This is a genomic window from Variovorax sp. F042 (genome assembly GCF_057814215.1).
Window position 1 is genome coordinate 209956 of record NZ_JBVASX010000002.1, and the last position, 21024, is coordinate 230979.

Below are 21024 nucleotides of genomic sequence, written 5' to 3' on the forward strand. Positions count from 1 at the left end.
GGTGAGGATTGTTGGAATGGACAGGTGGGTAACTCAGATGAACAACTGGATGGCCGGCAACGCGCGCGGGGCGTTGAGCAGGTCGATGCGCTTCTCGCGGATCAGCCAGCCGGTGGAGGTGCGAACAAGGTGATGGCGGGCGGTGCCGCTCAGCAGGATCTGGTCTTCGCCGCGCGCCTCGACGTAGAGGAACGGCGTGCGCAGCCATGCCTCGTCGCCCTCCTCGCGCTCGATGCGCGAGGGCTGCAGTACATGTTGGCTGTGGCTCGCAGGATGCTGCGAATGCGCGCGCGGGTTCTTGAGGCGGTCGACGCGCAGCCGCAGCAGCAGCCGGTCTTCATAGGCCAGCGAGTTGTGCGAGAACGGGTCGGCCTGCGCCGCACCGAGCAGCGGCACCCAGTAGTGGCCGTCTTCGGCGAACAGGGCCAACCAGTCGTCGAGCCGCCGCTCGTCGAGCAGCGCCGCCTCGTGGGCGACGAAATCGCGCGGGTCCGTCATGCCGCAGCCTCCATGCCCGCCGCCATGGACTTCGCCCAGGCGCGGAACTGGTTGCGCATCAGCAGTTCGTTGGTGCCGTTGGTGGTGACCGTGGTTTGCTGCGTCTCGGCCGGGTCGTAATTGCGGTGCAGGCTCACCCACTCGTTGCCGGCGGCGCGCAGGCCCTGCTGGATGCTCTCGAACAGGTGCACGTCGTCGTGCGCGACCACCGACATCGGCGAGAACACGAGGCGGTTGTAGCTCATGGCGCGCTCGAACAGCAGCGCGGGCGCACCCGCCGCACGGAAGCTCCAGGCCTCGATCAGCGTGCGGTTGGCCGCCAGCGGGCGAATCACGCGAATGGCCTGCGGCGAGCCCTTGACCGACAGGCTCGGATAGAAGACCGAGTTCTGCGGCGAGCGCTGCAATATCTCGGTGGCCCGCGCCTCGCCGTGCGCGGCGCGCATCGCGGCTTCGTACTCGGGCAGCTGCGCGTAGTTGGAGTGGATGCTGAAGTTCACCCCCAGCACGCTGTGCCCGTTGGCGAACACACGCCCGCCCATCTTGTCGAAGAACTCGTAGCCCGAGCCGAAGGGCAATATCTGCTCCATCGCCATTGGCTTGGGGTCCGTGGGCGCGTGGCCTTCCCACAGCGCCTCGGCCGCCTTGGTGGCCGACTCGTGCGTCGACATCGGGTGCACCGTGTCGTTGATGTTCTCCAGGTACATCTTCCAGTTGCAGTGGACGATGTTGCGCAGCACACCTCCGCCCACTGTCAGCTTGCCTTCGGGCGAGCGGTCGACCATGTTGTCGATGGCGCCCAGCACCTCGCCGAAGTAGTCCTCGAACGAAGGCCCGGTGTCAGACAACCGCACAAACACGAAGTCGCGGTACACCTTCACGTGCTTCACCACCGAGAGCCCCTGCCCCGACTCGCAGGCCTTGAGCTGCGTGCCCTCGTAGCCGTTCTTCAGCGGCAGCCCGAGCGGCGCGCCGTCGAGCTTGTAGGTCCACGCGTGGTACGGGCAGCGGAAGAACCGGCCGGTGTTGCCGCTCTCGTCCGTCACCAGTTGCGTACCCTTGTGGGCGCAGCGGTTGTAGAGCACGTGCACATCGCCATCGGGCTGGCGCACCATGAGCAGCGGCCGCCCCGCAATGTCCTGCGTGACGAAGTCGCCGGCCTCGGGCACCTGGCTCGCGTGGCCGAGGAAGACCCAGGTGTTGGCGAACAGGTTCTCCTGTTCCAGCGCGAAAAGCTCCTCGCTGAGGTACAGGTCGCGGTGCACCCGGTCGTCCTGCACCAGCGCCGCGACGAGATCGGGGCGGTTGCGATAGATGGTCATGGCGATGTGCTCGGTGGTTCGGCGGAAACTACGGAACCAGCTTCCACTGGCCCTTTGTCATCTGCACGATGACCACGCCGCGCTGGTCGGAGCCATAGCGGTCGTCGGGCTTGAAGGTGTAGATGCCGTGCGTGCCCACCAGCTCCTTCGTGCTCACGATGGCGTCGCGCAGCGCCGTGCGGTACTGCGGCGTGCCCGGCTCGCCCTTGGTGCGCGAGGCCGCATCGGCCAGCAGCAGGTAGGCGTCGTAGGTGTACGACGAGAAGGCATCCGTCGGCACCGCGCCATTGACCTTCTGGTAGGCGTTGCGAAAGCCCATCGACACCTTCTTGATCGGGTTGCTGTCGGGCAACTGGTCGGCCACCAGCACCGGTCCGCTCGGCACCTGCAGGCCTTCGATGGAAGCGCCACCCACGCGCACGAAGTCGGCGTTGATGAGGCCGTGCGTGCCGTAGATCTTGCCCTTGTAGCCACGCTCGGCCAGCGCGATGTAGGGCAGCGCTCCGGGCGTGCCCGAGTTGCCGGCGAACACTGCATCAGGCCGCGACGCGACAATCTTCAGAACCTGCCCGGCCACGGACGAATCGCTGCGCGCATAGCGCTCGTTCGCCACCACCTTGATGCCGGCGGCGTCGGCGCTCTTCACCAGCGAGTCGTAGGCCAGGTCACCCAGTGCGTCCGAGAAGCCGATGAAGGCCACCGTCTTCACGCCCGACTTCTTCATGCGCTCGACCACGCCAGCGACCATGAGCGGGAACGGCTGCGACACCGTCACCGTCCACGCGCCCTCGGGGCCGGCGATGGTGACCGGCGTGGGCGAGATCAATGGCGTGTTCAGTTCCTTGGCCACCGCTGCGATGGCCATGGCGCCTGGCACGCCGGAGGTTCCGATGAGCACGTCGACCTTGTCTTCGGTCACCAGCTTGCGTGCGTTGCGCCCAGCTGTGGTGGGATCAGAAGCGTCGTCGAGCACGATCAGCTGTACCTTGCGACCGGCAATCTCCGGGTGCTCGGCAATGGCGGCCCGGATGCCCTTTTCGTAAGGAATCCCGAGCGCGGCCACGGGGCCCGAGAGCGAGCTGATGAAGCCGATCTTCAGGTCAGCCGCCATGGCCTGCGAAGCTGCCAGCGCAAGCGCTGTTGCGCCAAGGATGTGGGTTAGCTTGTTCTTCATCTCAGGGCACCAGCTTCCATTGACCCTTTTCGAGCTTCACGACTACGCGCGAGCGGTCATCCGAACCATAGCGGTCAGTGGGCTTGAAGTTGTAGACCGAATGCGTGCCCACCAGCTCCTTGGTGCTCACGATGGCATCACGCAGCGCCAGCCGGAATTGCGGAGTGCCAGGCTCAGCCTTGCTGGCCAACGCGCGTTGCGCAGCGTCGAGATAGATCAGCCACGCATCGAAGCTGTAGGCCGAGAAGGTGTCGGTGGGCGCCGCGCCGTTGGCCTTCTGGTAGGCAGCGCGGAAGTCCATCGCGATCTTCTTCATCGGGTTGTTGTCGGGCAGCTGCTCGGCCACCACCACCGGGCCCGTGGGCGCCAGCAGGCCTTCGACCGACGGGCCACCAACGCGGATGAAGTCGGGGTTGATCAGCGAATGCATGCCGTAGATCTTTCCCTTGTAGCCGCGCTCGGTCAGCGCGAGGTACGGCAACGCACCGGGCGTTCCCGACGCACCGGTGATCACCGCGTCGGGGCGCAGCGCCACGATCTTCAGCACCTGGCCGGCCACCGACGAATCGCTGCGCGCATAACGCTCGTTCGACACCACCTTGATGCCTGCCGTGGGCGCCGACTTCATGAGCGCGTCGTACACCAGGTCGCCCCAGGCGTCGGAGTAGCCGATGTAGGCCACCGTCTTCACGCCGGCCTGCTTCATCTTCTCGACCATCGCGCCCATCATCAGCGGCGCGGGCTGCGGCAGCGTCACCATCCATGCGCCCTCTTCGCCGGCCAAGTCGGCATTGGCGATGGAGATCAGCGGGGTCTTGGTTTCACGCGCCACGCCGGCAATGGCCAGCGAGCCCGGCGCTCCGGCCGTGCCGATGATGACGTCGACCTTGTCTTCCTCGATCAGCTTGCGCGCATTGCGTGCGGCCGTGGACGGGTCTGACGCATCGTCGAGCTGGATCACCTGGACCTTGCGGCCTGCGACCTCCGACTTGTAGGCGACTGCCGCCTTCATGCCCTTGTCGTACGGAATGCCGAGCGACGACACCGGCCCCGACATCGAAGTGATGAAGCCGACCTTGAGATCGGCGGCCCACGCGCCCGCGGCGCTCAGCGCGCCGAGGCCCGCGGCAATGGCCGCGAGTGTGCGAATTCGGTTCAGGACTTTCATGGCGAGGCTCCAGAGGTGGTTTTGGATGAACGTGAGGAAAGCAAAAAACTCAGAGGGCGAGACTTCCGACGCTGGTGCCGCCGCACACATACAGCACCTGGCCCGTGACGAAGCTGTTCTCGGCATCGGCGAAGAAACGCACGGCGCGTGCCACATCGGCCGATTCGCCGAGGCGCTTGACGGGCACCGAGGCTGCAAGCGCTCGTTCCTTCTCGCTGCCGGCCTCGACCACGTCGTAGAACATGTCGGTACGGATCGGCCCCGGCGCCACCACGTTCACCGTGATGCCGTCAGCGGCAAGCTCCAGCGCCCAGGTGCGCGCCATGCCCAGCATGCCGGCCTTGGTGGCCGAGTAGCTGGTGCGCGTGGCCAGCCCCAGCGCGGAGCGTGACGACAGCAGCACCACGCGGCCGAAGCGCTGCGCACGCATCGCGGGTAGCGCACCTTGCACGAGCTGAATGGCACAGCCCAGGTGCAGGTCGACCAGCGCGTCGAGGTCGTCGAGCTTCACTTCGGGCAGCAGCGCGGCGCGGATGACGCCTGCGTTGTGGACGATGGTGGTCGGCGCGAAGCGTTCGACCAGTTCGCGCACCGCCTCGCCCGTGGCGGCGCGGTCGCTCAGGTCGACCTCGATGCTGTGCAGCTTCGGGTGGTCGATCTCGGCCTTGCGGCGCGCGAGCGACACCACCTCGTAGCCCTGCGCGAGCAGGTCCTCGCAGATCGCCTTGCCGATGCCGGCGCTGCCGCCGGTGACGGCCGCGACCTTGGGCGCCGCGCTCATGCCGAGGCTCCCACCAGTGCCAGCACGCGCAGCGGGCTGCCGCTGCCCTTTTCGATCTTCAGCGGCGGGCAGATCAGCACCGCGCCGGCCGGTGGCAGCAGGTCGAGGTTGCTCAGGCACTGCAGCCCGTAGCGGCCCGCGCCGTGCATGTAGTAGTGGCACGGGTACGGTGGCCGCAGGTGATAGCCCTGCCCCGCATCGGTGCCGATGGCTTCGGAGCCGAAGCCCAGCACGTCGCGCTGCTCGACCAGGAAGCGCACGGCCTCTGTGCTCGGGCCCGGCGTGTGCTGGCCCGTTTCGTCGAAGTTCTGGTAGGCCTCGGGGTCGCTGCGCTTGGACCAGTCGGTGCGCATCAGCACCCAAGCGCCCTTCGGGATGCGGCCATGCGCCGCCTCGTAGCGCTCGATGTCGGCCACGCTCAGCAGGTAGTCGTCGTTCGACTGCACATCGGCCGAACAATCGATCACGCAGGCCGGCGCCACGAAGTGCTGCACGGGAATGGTGTCGACCGAGTTGTTCGGCAGGTCACGGCCCGAGATCCAGTGGATCGGCGCGTCGAAGTGCGTGCCGGTGTGCTCGCCGCAGGAAAAGTTGTTCCAGTACCAGCCCGGGCCACGCTCGTCGTACTTCGACACTTCCTCGATGCGGAAGGGCCAGCACTGGCCCATCTCGGGCGGCAGCGCGATCTGCGGGAACTCGGGCGTGAGCGTCTGCGTGAGGTCGATCACGCGGATGCGGCCACTGGCCATTGCGGTCACCAGGCCGCCGAGGATTTCGGCGGCGGACATCAGTTCGGTTGTCGTGGTCATTCGTATGGCTCCTGTCTCAGCCGCCCGCCGCGAGCTCGCGCTCGAGCACCTTGGGGTTGTCGCGCCAGCGTTCCAGCCACTCCTGCGCCACGTCACCGGGGTAGACGTCTTCCACGCCGTCGCGCAGCGCCTTCACGATGGCGTTGGCCAGCGCTGTGGGTGCGAGCTTGGGTGGTGGCGTGTGCTGGTTCCATTCGTCGTCGATGGGCCCCGGGAACACATTGATCACGCGGATGCCGGCTGGCCGCATCTCTGCGCGCAGGCACTGCGCAAGCGAATGCGCCGCCGCCTTCGAGGCGCTGAAGGTGCCGTGCGGCGGGAAGTTGCTGAGCGCGTAGATCGACAGCAGGTTGACCCAGGCCGTCGCGCCGGTTGCGCCGTCGGCCGAGCGGCCCTTCAGCGCGGGGCCGAACTCCTGCGCCAGACGAAGCAGGCCGAAGTAGTTGATGTCCATCTCGGCCTTGGCCACGTCGGTGCCGCGCCGCGCTCCGATGCCGAAGGTGCGGTGCACCTCGGCGTTGTTGATCACGATGTCGACCTTGCCGCCGATGGAGCCCGCAAGCTCCGTCACCTGGCGGCCGTTGGTCAGATCGAGCGGCACCAGCGTGACTTGCGGCAGCGCCGAGATGTCGTCGAGCCCGTCGCCCATCTTCTTCCAGGGCTCGGCATGGCCGACCCAGACGATGTCGGCGCCAGCCTTCACCAGCGCGCGCACGATGGCCTGGCCGGTCTCGGTCTTGCCGTCTGTCACCAGCGCCTTGCGGAACTTCGGATCACTGGTCATTTCGCGAAGCATCTTGTCGTCGGCCATATGGGCACTCCCTTCATTCGGAAAACCAATGAGAACGGCCTGCCCCGCGCGGTCGAGCCGGGCGCCGACACGCACGCGTTGCGGCGCATCGCCGACTTCGCCGTGCAGGTGGACCATGAGCGTTGGCCCGGCATCGAGATGCACCAGGCCCAGCCGCCAGGGCAGCCGCTCGCGGAAGAACAGGTCGTTGCTGTGGTGCAGCGTGGTGCTGCCGAGCAGCTCGCCCTCGCCGCTCTGCTGGCGCCAGCGCAAGGCGGCCGAGAGGCACTTGTGGCAGACCTCGCGCGGCGGGTACTGCACCGTGCCGCAGTCCTCGCAGGTCTGCAGTTCGAAGCGGCCTTCGGCGGCAGCAGCCGTAAGGCCGAGCGCCACGCGGCCACGCGCGCCGGGCGGCAGGTTCATCTGCCGGGTGCGCAGCACCGGGTTCTTGCGCGGGGGGCGCATCATCGGCATGGTCATAGCGCCTCCGCCGGGCCGCCCCAAGGCAGGCGCGCAGCCCCCTCGGGGGGCAGTGCAGCCGCGAAGCGGCAAACGTGGGGGTACATCATTCCGGTCTCCCCAGGATGACGGCGCCTGTGCACAGGCAGCGGTCGTAGGTCACCATGCCGAAGCCGGCGACCAGGCCCAGCTGTGCATCGGGCACGGTGCGTGGGCCTGCTTGATCAGTCAGCTGGCGGATCGTCTCGACCATGCCGAGGAATCCGCCCGCCGCGCCGGCCTGCCCTGCCGAGAGCTGCCCGCCGCTCGTGTTGTTCGGAAAGCTGCCGTCGAAGGTCATGGTCTGCGACTGCACGAAGGCCGGGCCCTCGCCCTTCTCGCAGAAGCCCAGGTCCTCGAACTGCATCATCACGATGACGGGGTAGTCGTCGTAGGTCTGCACGAAGTCGAGCTCGGTGGGCTGGATGCCGGCCTGCGCATACAGGTCGTCGCGGTCCTTCCGCCATCCGCCCTGCACCATCACGGGGTCTTCGGCGTAGGCGTTATGGCGCTCGATGGCGCCGCGGATCACCACGTGCGCCAGGCCCAGGTCGCGCGCGCGCTCCTCGCTCATCACGAGGAAGGCATCCGCGCCCGCACAGGGCATCACGCAGTCGAACAGGTGGATCGGGTCAGAGATGGGCCGCGCGGCCATGTACTCGTCGAGCGTCAGGCCCTTCTTGAACATCGCGTTCGGGTTGCCGAGCGCGTTGGTGCGCTGGTCGACGCAGATGCGGCCGAAGTCTTCGCGCTTCGCGCCGTAGGTGCGCATGTAGTTGGCGGTGATGAACGCGAAGATCGAGTTCGGGCCGCCAGAGCCGTAGGGGTAGCTCGCATCGCGCGCGAAGTTGCTGAAGCTGCCCAGCGTCTGTCGGAAAGAATCGACGTGGTTGGTGTCGGCACCCACGCAAGCCACGATGTCGGCATCGCCCGCCTGCACCGCCCGCGCCGCGCGGCGCAGGCACATCACGCCAGATGCGCCGCCGGTGGGCACGTGGTCGAGCCAGCGCGGCGACAGGCCCAGGTGCTGCGTGACACCCACGGCCGTGTCGGGCGCGAGCGAGAAGCTGCTGAGGCACAGGCCGTCGATCTGCTCCTTGGCCACGACGCTGGCATCGACCAGCGCCTCGATGGCCTGGCCGATGAACCAGTGCGCGGTGCGCGTGGAGTAGCGCACGTAGGGCACGGTCACGGGCACCGCGACCGCGACGCCTTCGTAGGAGAGCCGTCGTTTCGTCGTCATGCCTGCCTCTTCTTCATGGCGCGTGTGTCGACGCAATGGCCCTGGCCCGGCAGCGACTGCGCCATTTCGCGCAGCTGGCCGCGCTGGATCTTCTGCGAAGGCGTGAGCGGCAGCGCATCGACGAAGGCCACGTAGCCGGGTGCCTTGTAGTACGCCAGCTGGGCCAGTGCGTGTTCGACGATGCTGGCGGCGACTTGCGTGCGCTGCGAGGCGTCGATGTCTTCGCGCACCACGATGCAGGCCAGCACCTCGTCGCCACGTACCGCATCGGGCGTGGCTGCCACGGCCGAGGTCTTTACCGCCGGGTGCTGGTTGAGCACGCTCTCGACCTCGACGGCCGAGATGTTCTCGCCGCTGCGGCGGATCACGTTCTTCTTGCGGTCGACGAAGAAGAAGTTGCCTTCGGCGTCGCGGCGCACCAGGTCGCCGGTGTGGAACCAGCCATCGGCCCAGGCTTCGCGCGTGGCTTCCTCGTCCTTCAGGTAGCCGGAGAAGAAATAGCGCTTCGGGTCATTGCCGGCCGAACGCACCAGCAGTTCGCCCGGTGCATCGACGCCGACGTCGCTGCCGTCCTCACCCATGAGGCGGATCTCGACGAAGTCTTCCTGCCGCCCGAAACAGCTGGTGCCCACGAGGCGCGGCTCGCGGTTGGCCATGATGCAGGCGGCCGCGCCGGTCTCGGTCATGGCCCAGGCCTCGACCAACGGGAAACCGAAGCGCTCCTCGAAGGGCGCATGGTTCTTGCGGTCGACACCGGCGCCGAAGCCCCAGCGGATGGCGTGATCGCGGTCGGCCGCCGATGCAGGTGCGGACAGCAGCATGGCGGGCATCACGCCGAGGTAATGCACGATGGTCGCGCCGCTTTCCTTCGCACTGGCCAGCCAGGTCTTCGGATGGAAGCGATCAAGCTGCACCAGGCAACCGCCCGCAACCAGCACCACCATGGTGGAGAAGGCCATCGCGTTCATGTGGTTCAGCGGCAGTGGCGTGATGACGCGTTCCTTGTCAGGCCGGATGCCGCACACACCATCGAGCGCCGCATACCACTCGCCCGCGCGCAGAAAGTAGGCGTTGCTCAGGATGCAGCCCTTGGGCCGGCCCGTGGTGCCCGAGGTGTAGAGCAGGCCGCATTCGGTGTCGGCGCCCACGGGCTCATGGGCGCGCGGTGCGGCGGTCTTCGCTGGCGGCACGGCGTCTTCAGGCCCCATCGTCTCGAACGCCACGCCCGCCTGCGCCGCCGCGGCACGCAGGTCGGCCGCGCGCGCCGGCAGCGTCACGGCCAGGCCGATCTCGCTGTGGCCGATCAGGTAGACCAGCTCGGCCGAGCGCATCTCGGCGTTGATCGGCACCACGCTCACGCCCAGTGCGTTCAGCGCGAGCCAGTGGAAGATGAAGGCCGGCCGGTTCTCCAGCAGCAGGCCGACGCGGTGGCCGTGCCCGTAGCCGGCTTGCGCGTAGGCCGCGCGCAGGCGTTCGATCTGTGCGGCAGCATCGCCCCAGCGGATGGCGCCCGCTTCGATGCCATAGGCGGCCGCAGTCACCGATTCGGTGAACAGGAATTCGGCTTGCGGCGTGCGCGCCGCGGTCGCCGCAAAGACTTGATGGACGGTGGCGTGTGACATCTCGTCCCAGTCAGATGAAGAGCTGCACGGCCGGCAGGGCCGCGTCGCAGTTGAGCAGGTTGACGCGCTTGAGCGTCATGCGCAGCGCGCCATCCTGCATCGTGAGGTGGTGGAAGAAGGTGCCGACGTAGAACTGCAGTTCGTCACCCTGCGATTCGGTGTAGTGAAACCCGGTGCGCACCACGTAGCGGTTGGCCTCGGCATCGAACTGCTCGACCACCGGTACCTGCAACAGGTGGTGGCAGCGGCTCGGTGGCTGCTGCGAGAAAGCGCGCGGGCTCTTCAAGCGCTCGATGCGCAGGTCGCGCAGCAGCTTGTCTTCGTACAGGTGCGAGGTGTGGTTGAGGCCGTCTTCCTGGTCGGGCACGAGCGGCACCCAGTAGAAGGCGTCGTCGGTGAAGAGCGCGTTCCACTCCTCGTAGCGGCGGGTGTCGAGCAGGTGTGCTTCGTTCACGACGAAGTCGATCAGGTCCTGGCGGGTGACTTCGGTGCCGGCCATTACATCGTCTCCGTCATGCGTTGCACCCAGCTTCGGTACTGGTTGCGCATCGGCAGTTCGTTGGTGCCCCCCGTGGTGATCTCGCCGCCCTTCAGCTCGGAGGGGTCGTAGTCGCGGTGCAGGCTCACCCACTCGTTGCCGCTTGCGTGCAGCCCGGCCTGCATGCCACGGTAGGCCTGCAAGTCGTCATGCCCCACCACCGAGAACGGCGAGTTGATGAGCCGGTTGTACATGGTGGTGCGCTGCAGCAGCTCGGGTGGTGCGCCCTTGAGGCGGAAGGTCCAGCTCTCGATCAGCGTCTTGTCGGCAGAGATCGGCCTGACCACGCGGATCGCCTGGATCGCGCCCTTGATCGTGAGGTTCGGGTAGTACACGGTGTTGTGCCGCGCCATGCCGAGGATCTGCGCCGTCTTCTCCTCGCCGTAGCGCGCCTTCATGGCGTCGTCGTACGCGGGGATCGCCTTGTACTTGCTGTGGATGCTGAAGTGCACGCCCGTGAAGCTGTGGCCGTTGTCGTAGGTGCGGATGCCCATGTCCTGGAAGAACTTGTAGTCGGACATGAAGGGCGCGAACTGCTCTACCGCCATGGGCTTGGGCTCGTCCTCGGGCTTGTCGGCCCACATGCGCTTGGCGGTGCCGGCAGAAGATTCGTGCGCCACCATGGGGTGCATGGTGTCGTTGAGGTTCTCGACGAACATCTTCCAGTTGCACTGGTGCATGAAGCGCAGGCAACCGCCCGCGATTTCGAGCTCGCCTTCGGGCGAGCGGTCGGCCATGTTGTCGATGGAGCTCAGCGAGTCGCCGAAGTATTCGTCGAAGTCGGGGCCCGCGTCGTTGATCTTCACGAAGATGAAGCCGCGGTGGCTGCGCACGTGCTTCACGGTGGTAAGGCCCTTGCCCGACTCGCACTCGTGCAGTTGCGTGTGCTCGTAGCCCGTTTTCAGCGGAATCGCCAGCGGTGCGCCGTCTGTCTTGAAGGTCCAGGCGTGGTACGGGCAGCGGAAGAACTTGCCGGTGTTGCCGCAGGGCCCGTTCACGAGCCGCGAGCCTTTGTGGGCGCAGCGGTTCATCATGGCGCGCACGCTGCCGTCGGAGTGGCGCACGATGATCAGCGGGCGGCCCGCGATCTCGTTGCTGATCCAGTCGCCGGGCTTGGGCAGTTGGCTTTCATGGCCGACGTAGTTCCAGGTGTTGGCGAAGAAATGCTCCTGCTCCAGCTCGAACAGTTCCTGGCTGGTGTACAGGTCGCGGTGCACGCGATCATGCTGCACCAGCGCGCGGATGGCATCGGGGTTGTCTCGGTACGAGGTCATGGTTCTCATGGCTCCTTGCTTCATCAGATGTCGAGCACCAGGCGCGCACCCTTGGCGCGCGAGATGCAGATCTGCATGACGTTGCCCTCCGCCTTCTCACGGGCGGTGAGCACGTAGTCGCGGTGGTCGATCTCGCCTTCGAGCACGGGCACCGCGCACACGCCGCATTCGCCGCGCTTGCAGTCGAACATCGGGTCGCAGCCGTTCTCTATCAGGCAGTCGAGGATGCTCTGGTCGGCCGGCACGGTGAAGCGCTGGCCCGACTGGGCGAGCTCCACCTCGAAGGGCTGGTCGCCTTCTTCCGCGACGGGCTCGGTGAAAAGCTCGAAGTGCACGCGGTCATGTTCCCAGCCGCGCGCCTGGGTGCGTTCGAGCACCGCGTCGAGCATGACCTTGGGGCCGCACACGTAGAGGCGGTCGCCGGTGGGAACGCTGTCGAGCAGCGCGTCGATATCGAGCGGCGTGCCAGCCTCGGCGTCCGCGTGCACGCGCAGGTCATCGCCGAGCAGGGTTTGAAGCTCGGGCAGGAAGGCCATCAGGTCGCGGCTGCGGCCGGCGTAGTGCATGCGCACGGCTGCACCTTCGGCGCGGCGGCGGGCGGCCATGGTGGCGAGCGGCGTCACGCCGATACCACCGGCCACCAGCACGGTGCCACCGGGGCCGGTGTGCAGCGGGAAGTCGTTCTTGGGCGCCTCGATGACGAGGGTGTCGCCCTCTTTCAGCTGCTCGTGCATGAAGCGCGAGCCGCCCCGGCCTTCGGCCTCCTTGCGCACTGCGATCACATATTCAGCCGGCGCATTGGTGGCATTGCGCGCCGTGTCGAAGTTGATGAGCGAGTAGTGGCGCCAGTCGGTCTTGCCGTCGGGTAGCGACACCTGCACGCGGATGTGGGCGCCGGCCGCAAAGCCGGGCAGCGCGCGACCGTCTTCGGCGCGCAGGCGCAGCATGCGGATCAGCGGATTCAACGCCCGCGCCTCGACGACGCGCAGTGAGAGGGTGGCTGAGGGTGCGGTCATCTTCGTTGTCTCTTCAGGCCAGTGCGTGCTGTGCCAGTGCAGCCTGCAGCTTGTGGCCATGTTCGTCGGCCAGGGCCGCATCGCGCAGTTCGCGCAGCGTGGCCGGTGCCAGCGCTGTGCCGGCGCGCTCGACAGCACGCATCACGGTGTCGTAGTTGCGGATGCCGCGTTCGTGCGTATCGCTGTAGCCCTTGACGAGGCGCTGGCACTGGGCCAGTTCGACGGCCAGTTCGGGGTTGCGTTGCGCGGTGGCGGCAATGCGTTGCAGCCACTCTTCGATGCGGCGGTTTTCCTCGGCATAGCGCATCGTCGACAGGCGCCAGCGCTTGCATGCCGCCACGATGCGCAGCATGAGGTAGCCGCGCAACGAGCTGGTCTGGATCACGCGGCCGTGCTGCGTGAAGCGCTCGACGAGCTTCTTGGGCATCGTCGAGTTCATGAGCCAGCGGCCGATGCCGCCAGGCAGCGTCTCGCAGATTTCCTGCAGGCGCGGGTGCATGTATTCGTTGATGGCGAGCACCTGGCCCGGTTGTACGCGGGCCTCGCCGCGCACGCGCTCGAAGCGGGTGGCGCGGGTCTTCAGGGCTGCGACGCGGGCGGTGTCTTCGTAGGACATCCAGAGCGCGAGGTGGCGCGCGGTTTCGCGCAGCAGGCGATGGTCGTCGTTGCCCGGCAGCGCGGCGATGGCGGCCATGCGGTCCAGGTACAGGCTGGCGTAGGCCGGGTCCTGGTAGTCGATGAGACGGCGCACGCCTTCGAGCAGGAAGTCTTGCGCTTGCACCGGGAAGTCGTGTTGCGCCCGTTCGACCAATGCCCGCACGGCCGGGTGGCGCGGTTGCGGTGCTGGCGCGGCGATAGGCACGTCTTTCGCAGGCTCGCCGTCGTCACCGCCCTGTGCGCGAGAGAACGCCGCGCCAAAGGCCTTGAGACTGGGCTTCACGCCCACGCCGCCGCGCTCGATGGTTGCCTCGAACTGCGCGCGGCTGAATGGCAGCACGCCCGAACCTGCCAGCGTGCCGAACAGCACGGCGCTGATCACACTGCCCGAGGCTTCGGCTGCCTGTGCCATGTCGAAGCGGATGAAGCGCTTGGCTGCCTTGGCGGTGTGTGCGAGAAGCTGGTCGCTGTCGACGCGGCCGTCGCCCAAGGCGCTTTTCTCCGCAATGGAGAAGACACGGTGCGTGGATGCGATCAGCGTGGTGCGGTCGCGCGTGACGAGGCCGCGCTGCACGGCACGCCCGGCCTCCATGAGCTCCGACGCCAGCACCACGTCGACGTCGCCCGGCAGCGGCATCAGCGCGAGCACCGGCAGGCCGCCATCGGCCTCGGCCTGCGCCGCAGGATACAGCTCGACGTAGTAGATGGTCGCGCCGGTGCGCTGGGCCACGCCCGGCACCGAAGTGGTCTGGGCGACGTAGCCGTTGGCCTCGCCCATGTCGACGATCCAGTCGGCCAGCACGCCGCCGCCCTCCCCGCCCATGGCGAGGATGGCAATCTTGATGGGGCTCATGGCTCGCCCCCAGTCTTGCTCACTTCGTGTAGCCGCCAACCCCCTCCCGGGGGCGATACCAGCGGCCCGGCAAAGCCGGTTCCGCGGTATCCCTGGCCATTTCCCGATGTCTTCCTATGTTGCATAAAGGAACTTCGTTCAGAAGGCATAGGCTTCACGGCGGCGCGCCTCGCCGCGTTGCAGCCAGCCGATGACGGCGGCGCGCACGCGCTCGCGCAGCACGTCCCAGCGGCTGGGGTTGCTCACGATCTGGGCCTTGTAGAACGATGGGCACAGCACGGCTGCATGCGAGACCTCGCCGCACACGCCGCAGCCCACGCAGCTGTCGAGCACGGTCGCGACGGGGTCGGTGCGCAGCGGATCGGGGTTGGGCTTGATCGACAGCGACGGGCAGCCCGACAAGCGAATGCAGGAATGGTCGCCGGTGCATGTGTCTGAATCGACGCCGAACTTCTCGCGCACCATGCGCTTGCCGTCGGCGATGGCCTTGCGCACCAGCGGCTTCTCGCGGCGCTGCTTGTTGAGCATGCACTCCGACTGGGCGATCAGGACCTTGGGGCCCTTCTTCGTCGTGGTGAGTGCGTCTTTCAGCGCGTCGCGCATGCCAGCGACGTCGTAGGTGCGGCGCAGCGTCTTGACCCACTCCACGCCCACGCCGCGCACGGCGCGCTCGATTTCGTGGCCGGTGCTGCGCGTCTTGTTGACGGCGTGCGACGACAGGATGTCCTGCCCGCCCGTGGCCGAGGTGTAGTTGTTGTCTACGACGATGGTGAGGTTGTCGCTCTTGTTGAAGACCGCGTTCGCTACACCGCTGGTGAGGCCGTTGTGCCAGAAACCGCCGTCGCCCATCATCGAGATCGCGCGCTTGCCGGCGGGTGCATTGAGCGCCGCGGCACCTGCGCCGCCCAGGCCGTAGCCCATGGTGGTGTTGCCGATGTTGAAGGGCGGCAGGATCGAGAACAGGTGGCAGCCGATGTCGGCGCTCACGTGGTGCGCTCCGAGTTCGCGCTCGACCAGCTTCATGGCGCTGAAGATGGGGCGCTCGGGGCAACCGGTGCAGAAGCCCGGCGGACGGGCGTGGACTACTTCGCCCAATGCTGTCGACGGTTGCGCGGGCTCGGGTGCGGCATCGACGCCGATGGCCGCCACTTCCTTCAACGGAATCACCTTGCGCACCGGCGCTGGCACCGGCAGCGGTGCCAGGCGTTCGTAGCGCTCGCAGAAGCTGCGCGCGCCCTTGAGCAATTCGGAGGCGGTGTACTCGCCAGCCACCGGCAGCATGTCCTTGCCGTGCAGCGCAGTGGTCGAGCCGGCCTGGCGCAGGATGGTTGCCAGGTTCTGCTCGACGAAGTTGGGCTGCCCCTCTTCCACGACCATCACGGCGCGCTTGCCTTCGCAGAAGCGGATCACCTCGCTCTCGATGACGGGGTAGGCCACGTTCATCACATAGAGCGGCACCTGCGTGTTGCCGTACACGTCGGCCAGGCCCAAGCGCTCGAGGGCGCGCAGCAGCGTGTTGTAGCTGCCGCCCTGCACGATGATGCCGATGTCGTCGGCGTCTTCGGAGAAGAACTCGTTGAGCTTGCGCTCCTCGATGAAGCGCACGGCAGCGGGCCAGCGGTCTTTCACCTTCTCCTGTTCATGCACGAAGCTCGCGGGCGGCAGCACGATACGGCTGACATCGCGCTGCGGGTTCTCGAGCGCGTCTTTCAGCGTGAACTTCGGGCGGCGGTTGTCGCCTGCAATGAAGTGGCCGTGCACGTGGCAGGCGCGAATGCGCAGCTGCAGCATCACCGGCGTGTTGCTGGCCTCTGAAAGATCGAAGCCCTGCTTCACCGCATCGACGATGCTCGGCAGGTTGGGACGCGGATCGAGCAGCCAGATCTGCGACTTCATGGCGAAGGCATGGCTGCGCTCCTGCATGATGGACGAGCCTTCGCCGTAGTCTTCGCCGACGATGATGAGGGCGCCGCCGGTGACGCCGCCGGATGCCAGGTTGGCCAGCGCATCAGACGCGACGTTGGTGCCCACGGTCGCCTTGAAGGTGACGGCGCCGCGCAGCGGGTAATTGACGGAGGCGGCCAGCGTGGCGGCGGCGGTGGCCTCGCTCGCGCTGTTCTCGAAGCGGATGCCCTGCTCGGCGAGGATGTCCTGCGCGTCGGCCAGCACGTCCATCAGGTGCGAGATGGGTGCACCCTGGTAGCCCGCCACATAGGAAACTCCCGATTCGAGCAAGGCCTTGGTAACCGCCAGAATGCCCTCCCCACGGAAGACTTCCCCACCAGAAAGCCGCAGCTTCTTGACTTCTTCAACGAATGAACGCTCGGCCATCTGGGTCCTTGTTGTCTATCGTGGGACGATGAGCTTGGGGAGCTGCATCGCGGTTCATATAATGTTGACAAATGAATGTATCCACAATCATGAATTACCCTAGACATGCAAACAGCGTGCCCGCGGCGACTGTGAGGTGCCTTCATGGCTGAAGAACAACCCGTCGAATCGCATCGCTTCGTCGATGACTACCTGCCGGCACTGCTTGCGCAGGCCAGCCAGCTGATCTCCTCGGAGTTCCACGAGGTTGCGCGGCAGCAGGGCTTTTCTGTGTCGGAGTGGCGCGTGATGGCATCGCTCGCAGGCAGCGAGCCGATCAGCATCGGCCAGCTCGCGCAGGTGACAGTGACCAAGCAACCCACGGTGACGCGGCTGCTGGACCGCATGGAATCGCGCGGACAGGTCGAGCGCCTGCCCCACGAAAGTGATCGCCGCATCACGCTGGTGCGCATCACGCGCAAGGGGCTGAAGGCGGTCGAGCACCTGATGGAACTGGCACGCGACCACGAACGGCGCGTGCTCGAACCCTTCGGGCTGCGACGCGCCGAAGAGCTCAAGCAGACGCTGAGGCAGATGATCGACCTGCACGTGCATGTGCCGGTCGAGGAGCCGCAAGAAGACTGAGCTTGCTCGCTCGCCTCTCCGCTCAGAGGCGGGGCACGAGGACGGCGCGGCCGCGGTGGCCGCGCTGTGCGATCCATTCAAGCGCGCGGGCTGCATCGGCAAATGCGAACGGCTGCACGTCGAGGTGCAGGCGGCCATCGGCCAGCCTCGCGAGCAATTCGGGCGCCGCTGCACGGCCGGTGGCTTCACGTCGAAACATGTTGAGAGGCAACAGCGCAACATCGCGTTGCAGGAAGTGTGCGATGTCGAGCTGCAGCGTCGGGCCGGCGGTGTAGCCGACCAGCACGGCACGGCCGCCTGGCCGCACCGAAGGCAGGACCTTGGCGAGCACATCTCCGCCGACCGTGTCGATCAGCAGATCGGCGCTGGCAGCGGGTGGCGGCGCGGCATCTGGATTCACTGCCGTCACCGTGCAACCTGCGTCGCGTGCGAGTTGCATCACGAGCGAGCCGACGGCGCCGCTCGCGCCAGTCACCAGCACCTGCTCACCGGCCTGCAGCTTCGCGACTTCGTGCAGCGCCACCCATGCCGAGGTCGTCGGCGAGAAGAAAGCAGCGCCCAGCGCCATCGGCACCGCATCCGGCAACAGGCCCAGCGCTTCGTCGGGCGCATCGATCTGCTCGCACCAGGTGCCGTCGAAGAGCGTGCCGAGCCCGCTGCCGCGCAGCCACACGCGCTGGCCGACGGCATACCGTTCGCTTGCCATCACTACACCTGCAGCCTCCACGCCAGGCGTGTAGGGCAACGGCGGATGGCGAAGGAAACTGCCGCGCCACACTGTGCGGTCGATGTGCCCGACCGTTGCGGCTTCCATGCGCACCAGGGTGCGGCCCGGCCGCGCGACAGGGTCGGCAATCTCCTCCAGCACGGGGATCGCATCGAATCCGTGAATGCGCACTGCCTTCACGGCAGCGTCTCCAGAAAATCGAGCACCGTACGCGCGAAGGCTTCAGGCATCTGGTCGGGCAGCGGCACCATGCCGCCTTCGATGTCGACGATGCGTGCTTGCGGCAGGTGGTGCCGCAGCTCCTCGGCATGCGGCGCCGCGAACGGGTCGGCGGTGGCGCGAACGATCAGCGTGGGCTGCGTGACGCGGCCGATGCGCTCTTCCATGCGGTACGACGCGACGGCGCGATGGCCCTCTTCGACACGCTTGACCTTCAATGCATCGAGCACGAAGGCTTCGAGCAGATCGGGACGTCCTGGCGGATAGAAACCCTGGCGCTTTTGCCACAGCGCTGCGAGGTGAGAGCCGTCTTCGCTCGGCGCGACTTCGTCGATAGGTGGACGTTGTGCTCGTGCCTTGCGAAAGGGCTCGTCGGTGTACGGCGTCGAAGACAGCACCAGGCTGCGAACGCGCTCAGGAAACGCTGCCGCGAGCTCGACTGCGATAACGCCGCCTGTGTGATGCCCCACCACGTCGGCCTGCGCGATGCCCAGCGCATCCAGCAGTTCACAGGCCACGCGTGCCCATTGCCCGATGCTCGCCGGCACTCCGCCGTCTGTCGAATCGCCGAAGCCGGCTGCGTCCATCGCAATGGCCCGACGATGCGCGCCGATCAACGGCAGCACTGCGCGGTACTCGGCCCAGCTGCGCGGCGACTGATGCAGCAACAGCACGGCCGGCGCCTGGTGGTCGCCGCACGCCGCGTAGTGCACCTGCCCCACCGACAGATCGGCAAAGGCGCGGCGGATGCTCATGGCAAGGTCTCGTCGGCGGGCGCGCGCCAAAGGCCCGCATGCCGCAGTTCGCCGAGCGTGCGCGAGAGCACGTCACGCCGGTAGGCCGCGATGTCGCGGCCTTCGTAGTCGTAGAAGCCGCTGCCGCTCTTGAGGCCCAGCCGGCCCTGCTCGACCATGCGGCCGACGATGGCAGGCGCGGTGTAGCGGCCGGCGTCGAGCGAGGCCGACATCTCGCGGCTCGCGTGATGCAGGATGTCGCAGCCGCCGAAGTCGATGAACTCGACCACGCCCAGCGCGGCGAAGCGCAGGCCCAGGCCGTAGCGCGTGGCCTTGTCGATTTCTTCGGCGGTGGCGGCACCCTCTTCGATCATTCGCGCGGCTTCGTTCATCACCAACGCCTGCAGGCGCGGCACGATGTAGCCTGGCGAGGCACCGCAAACCACGGGCAGCTTGCCGATCTCTTCCATCAGCGTCTTGGTGCGAGCGAGCACGGCGGCGTCGGTGCCGGGGTGGCAGCTCAGCTCGACCACGGGGATCACGTAGGCCGGGTTGAGCCAATGCATGTTGAGGAAGCGCCCGGGCAGCCGCACCAATGACGCCAGCTGCGTCACGAGGATGCTGCTGGTGGTCGAGGTGAGGATCGCGTCGTCGCGGCAATGGCGGTTGAGCTGCTCGAAGGCCTCGCGCTTGGCTTCCATGGTTTCGGGGACGCCTTCGAACACGAGTTCGGCTGCGGCCAGCGCCTGCGGGGCGGCCGCGGCGTTGACGAAGTCCACGCGCGCGGCGATGCGCTCGATCTGCGATGCGTCGATCACGCCGAGTTGCGCGAGACCCGAGAGGCTGGCTTCGATCTCGGCCTTTGCTTCATCGCGCAGGCGCTGCCAGGCTTCGTCGCTGCGCGGGCGCAGGTCGATCAGCGAGATGCGGTGGCCGGCATAGGCGAATGCGATGGCGATGCCGCGCCCCATGCGGCCCGCGCCGACCGCCGCGAACCGGGGAAGCGCGGCGTCATTCGCCATCGTGCAGCCTCTGCTTGAGTTGCGCCGCGCTCAGGTCGGCGAGGCCCAGGCTTTCGAAGGTGCGCGGCCCGCGCCGCAGGTCGCGCCCGAGAAAGCCGCCGACGATGGCCAGCAGGCCGTGGGCGATGGGTGCATCCACACCCGCGTGGCGCGCGGCCGAGGCCAGGAAGGCCAGGCCGAGTTCGGTGTCTTCCGTGATGTAGCGGTGCGTGTGCAGGTCGATGTTCTCGCGCCAGTCGCCCGATTTGACGAGCTGCTTGTGCGCGTCGCCGTACATCCACTGGTCGTTGTTGTAGTGGTCGGCCAGCGGATAGTGCGGCGCGCCCTGCCCGAAGGCTTCGCGCACGGCAATGCGTTCCTGGTCGAGCCGATCGGTCACGTCGCGCACGGCGCGCTGCGTGCCTTCGTTGTGGATGTCCCAGCGCTCGAAGTGCTGCAGCGGCGCGGCGTTCATCACCATCAACGGCGGGTGGATGACTGGGCCGGCGTTCATCAGTGCACCCGAGAGCGCGTCGCCGCAGCCGTGCACGGACGGATAAGCCTTGCGGATCACCTCGATGGCTTGCGCCTCCTTGCGGGCCGGATAGACGCCGGTAGGCAGGCGGATGGCGCGGATGGTGACGTTGACTTCGCGCTCGCCGTGCTTGCGCGCCAGGTAAGGCAGGGTGCCGGTCTCGGCCCAGGCGACGTCGGCACGGCTGCCGGCCTCTTTCACCGTCTTGGCCATCACATAGCTGCCGAAGGTGCCCGGCGGCAGGAACACGACCTGCCCGTCGACTAGGTGCGGTGCCATCGCGAGTGCGATGTCGTGCTGGGCGATCGCGGGGGTGGGAATGACGATCAGCTCGGCGCCCTTCAGGGCTGCGCCGATGTCGGCTGTGGCCAGCGCAATGGGCACTTCGCGCGCGCCGTCGGCGTCCTTCAGCGTGATCGAGCCGGCACGCGCCAGCGGCTCGAGCGCCGCGGCGTCGCGGCGCCACAGGCGCACTTCATGGCCGGTTTCAGACAGGTCCGCAGCGGCCGCATAGGCGCCGTGGCCACCCCCAAGAATCGCAATTTTCATGTCGAAAGTCGAAAAGCAGGTGTCGATGAACCGGCGGCCGCAGGACGGACCCGGGGAAATA

Annotated in this window: 19 protein-coding genes; 1 reads left to right on the top strand and 18 read right to left on the bottom strand. The window is 67.2% G+C overall.

The genetic code is table 11. The features are described from left to right. Nucleotides 1–33 precede the first annotated feature (33 nt). From ACZYSP_RS09475 to ACZYSP_RS09540, 14 genes are all read right to left on the bottom strand, one after another. Nucleotides 34–498: an aromatic-ring-hydroxylating dioxygenase subunit beta gene (locus ACZYSP_RS09475; RefSeq protein ID WP_489013937.1), complete on the bottom strand. Its 465-nt coding sequence runs from the start codon at nt 496–498 to the stop codon at nt 34–36. Further along, complete coding sequence (locus ACZYSP_RS09480) at nt 495–1820, bottom strand: aromatic ring-hydroxylating dioxygenase subunit alpha (protein ID WP_489013939.1); 1326 nt, start codon at nt 1818–1820, stop codon at nt 495–497. Before ACZYSP_RS09480 ends, ACZYSP_RS09475 begins: the two co-directional genes overlap by 4 nt. Before the next feature lie 28 nt (nt 1821–1848). Further along, nucleotides 1849–2994 (bottom strand): ABC transporter substrate-binding protein, encoded by a 1146-nt coding sequence (locus ACZYSP_RS09485; protein WP_489013941.1) that lies wholly within the window; start codon nt 2992–2994, stop codon nt 1849–1851. Nucleotide 2995: 1 nt separating this feature from the next. Continuing rightward, nucleotides 2996–4162 (bottom strand): ABC transporter substrate-binding protein, encoded by a 1167-nt coding sequence (locus ACZYSP_RS09490; RefSeq protein ID WP_097199744.1) that lies wholly within the window; start codon nt 4160–4162, stop codon nt 2996–2998. Between the two features lie 49 nt (nt 4163–4211). Then, nucleotides 4212–4943, bottom strand: coding sequence for an SDR family oxidoreductase (locus ACZYSP_RS09495; protein ID WP_489013943.1), 732 nt, complete (start codon nt 4941–4943; stop codon nt 4212–4214). Beyond that, entirely contained in the window at nt 4940–5752 is an 813-nt protein-coding gene (locus ACZYSP_RS09500) for a cyclase family protein (RefSeq protein WP_093049750.1), read from the bottom strand. Before ACZYSP_RS09500 ends, ACZYSP_RS09495 begins: the two co-directional genes overlap by 4 nt. A gap of 16 nt (nt 5753–5768) precedes the next feature. Continuing rightward, entirely contained in the window at nt 5769–7022 is a 1254-nt protein-coding gene (locus tag ACZYSP_RS09505; protein WP_093049747.1) for an SDR family NAD(P)-dependent oxidoreductase, read from the bottom strand. Nucleotides 7023–7107: 85 nt separating this feature from the next. Beyond that, nucleotides 7108–8283: a thiolase family protein gene (locus ACZYSP_RS09510; RefSeq protein ID WP_489013946.1), complete on the bottom strand. Its 1176-nt coding sequence runs from the start codon at nt 8281–8283 to the stop codon at nt 7108–7110. After that, nucleotides 8280–9905 carry an AMP-binding protein gene (locus tag ACZYSP_RS09515; protein ID WP_489013948.1) on the bottom strand — a complete coding sequence of 542 codons (1626 nt, stop codon included), beginning with the start codon at nt 9903–9905 and terminating at the stop codon, nt 8280–8282. The genes ACZYSP_RS09510 and ACZYSP_RS09515 overlap by 4 nt, the downstream gene beginning before the upstream one ends. Before the next feature lie 10 nt (nt 9906–9915). Beyond that, nucleotides 9916–10404 (bottom strand): aromatic-ring-hydroxylating dioxygenase subunit beta, encoded by a 489-nt coding sequence (locus ACZYSP_RS09520; RefSeq protein WP_489013950.1) that lies wholly within the window; start codon nt 10402–10404, stop codon nt 9916–9918. Next, a complete protein-coding gene (locus ACZYSP_RS09525; RefSeq protein ID WP_489013952.1) occupies nt 10404–11717 on the bottom strand; it encodes an aromatic ring-hydroxylating dioxygenase subunit alpha in 1314 nt (437 codons plus the stop codon). The genes ACZYSP_RS09520 and ACZYSP_RS09525 overlap by 1 nt, the downstream gene beginning before the upstream one ends. 23 nt (nt 11718–11740) lie before the next feature. Beyond that, nucleotides 11741–12733, bottom strand: a complete 993-nt coding sequence (locus ACZYSP_RS09530; protein WP_489013954.1) for a PDR/VanB family oxidoreductase — start codon at nt 12731–12733, stop codon at nt 11741–11743. A gap of 13 nt (nt 12734–12746) precedes the next feature. Beyond that, on the bottom strand, nt 12747–14282 hold the full coding sequence (locus ACZYSP_RS09535) for an indolepyruvate oxidoreductase subunit beta family protein (RefSeq protein ID WP_256216694.1): 1536 nt from the start codon (nt 14280–14282) through the stop codon (nt 12747–12749). 99 nt (nt 14283–14381) lie between these two features. Beyond that, nucleotides 14382–16574: a thiamine pyrophosphate-dependent enzyme gene (locus ACZYSP_RS09540; protein ID WP_093075491.1), complete on the bottom strand. Its 2193-nt coding sequence runs from the start codon at nt 16572–16574 to the stop codon at nt 14382–14384. A 144-nt stretch (nt 16575–16718) separates the two neighbouring features. Here ACZYSP_RS09540 and ACZYSP_RS09545 point away from each other — a divergent pair, with 144 nt between their 5' ends. Further along, the gene (locus tag ACZYSP_RS09545) at nt 16719–17198 is read left to right on the top strand and encodes a MarR family winged helix-turn-helix transcriptional regulator (RefSeq protein ID WP_093049726.1); all 480 of its coding nucleotides are present in this window, start codon (nt 16719–16721) and stop codon (nt 17196–17198) included. A gap of 22 nt (nt 17199–17220) precedes the next feature. Here ACZYSP_RS09545 and ACZYSP_RS09550 read toward each other — a convergent pair whose 3' ends face one another. From ACZYSP_RS09550 to ACZYSP_RS09565, 4 genes are read right to left on the bottom strand one after another with little or no spacing between them, the layout of a single operon-like run. Next, nucleotides 17221–18105 carry a quinone oxidoreductase family protein gene (locus ACZYSP_RS09550; protein WP_489013957.1) on the bottom strand — a complete coding sequence of 295 codons (885 nt, stop codon included), beginning with the start codon at nt 18103–18105 and terminating at the stop codon, nt 17221–17223. Further along, nucleotides 18102–18899 carry an alpha/beta fold hydrolase gene (locus ACZYSP_RS09555; protein WP_489013959.1) on the bottom strand — a complete coding sequence of 266 codons (798 nt, stop codon included), beginning with the start codon at nt 18897–18899 and terminating at the stop codon, nt 18102–18104. Before ACZYSP_RS09555 ends, ACZYSP_RS09550 begins: the two co-directional genes overlap by 4 nt. Next, the gene (locus ACZYSP_RS09560) at nt 18896–19900 is read right to left on the bottom strand and encodes a 3-hydroxybutyryl-CoA dehydrogenase (protein ID WP_093049717.1); all 1005 of its coding nucleotides are present in this window, start codon (nt 19898–19900) and stop codon (nt 18896–18898) included. Before ACZYSP_RS09560 ends, ACZYSP_RS09555 begins: the two co-directional genes overlap by 4 nt. Continuing rightward, complete coding sequence (locus ACZYSP_RS09565; RefSeq protein WP_093075498.1) at nt 19890–20963, bottom strand: NAD/NADP-dependent octopine/nopaline dehydrogenase family protein; 1074 nt, start codon at nt 20961–20963, stop codon at nt 19890–19892. The genes ACZYSP_RS09560 and ACZYSP_RS09565 overlap by 11 nt, the downstream gene beginning before the upstream one ends. Between the last annotated feature and the right edge of the window lie 61 nt (nt 20964–21024).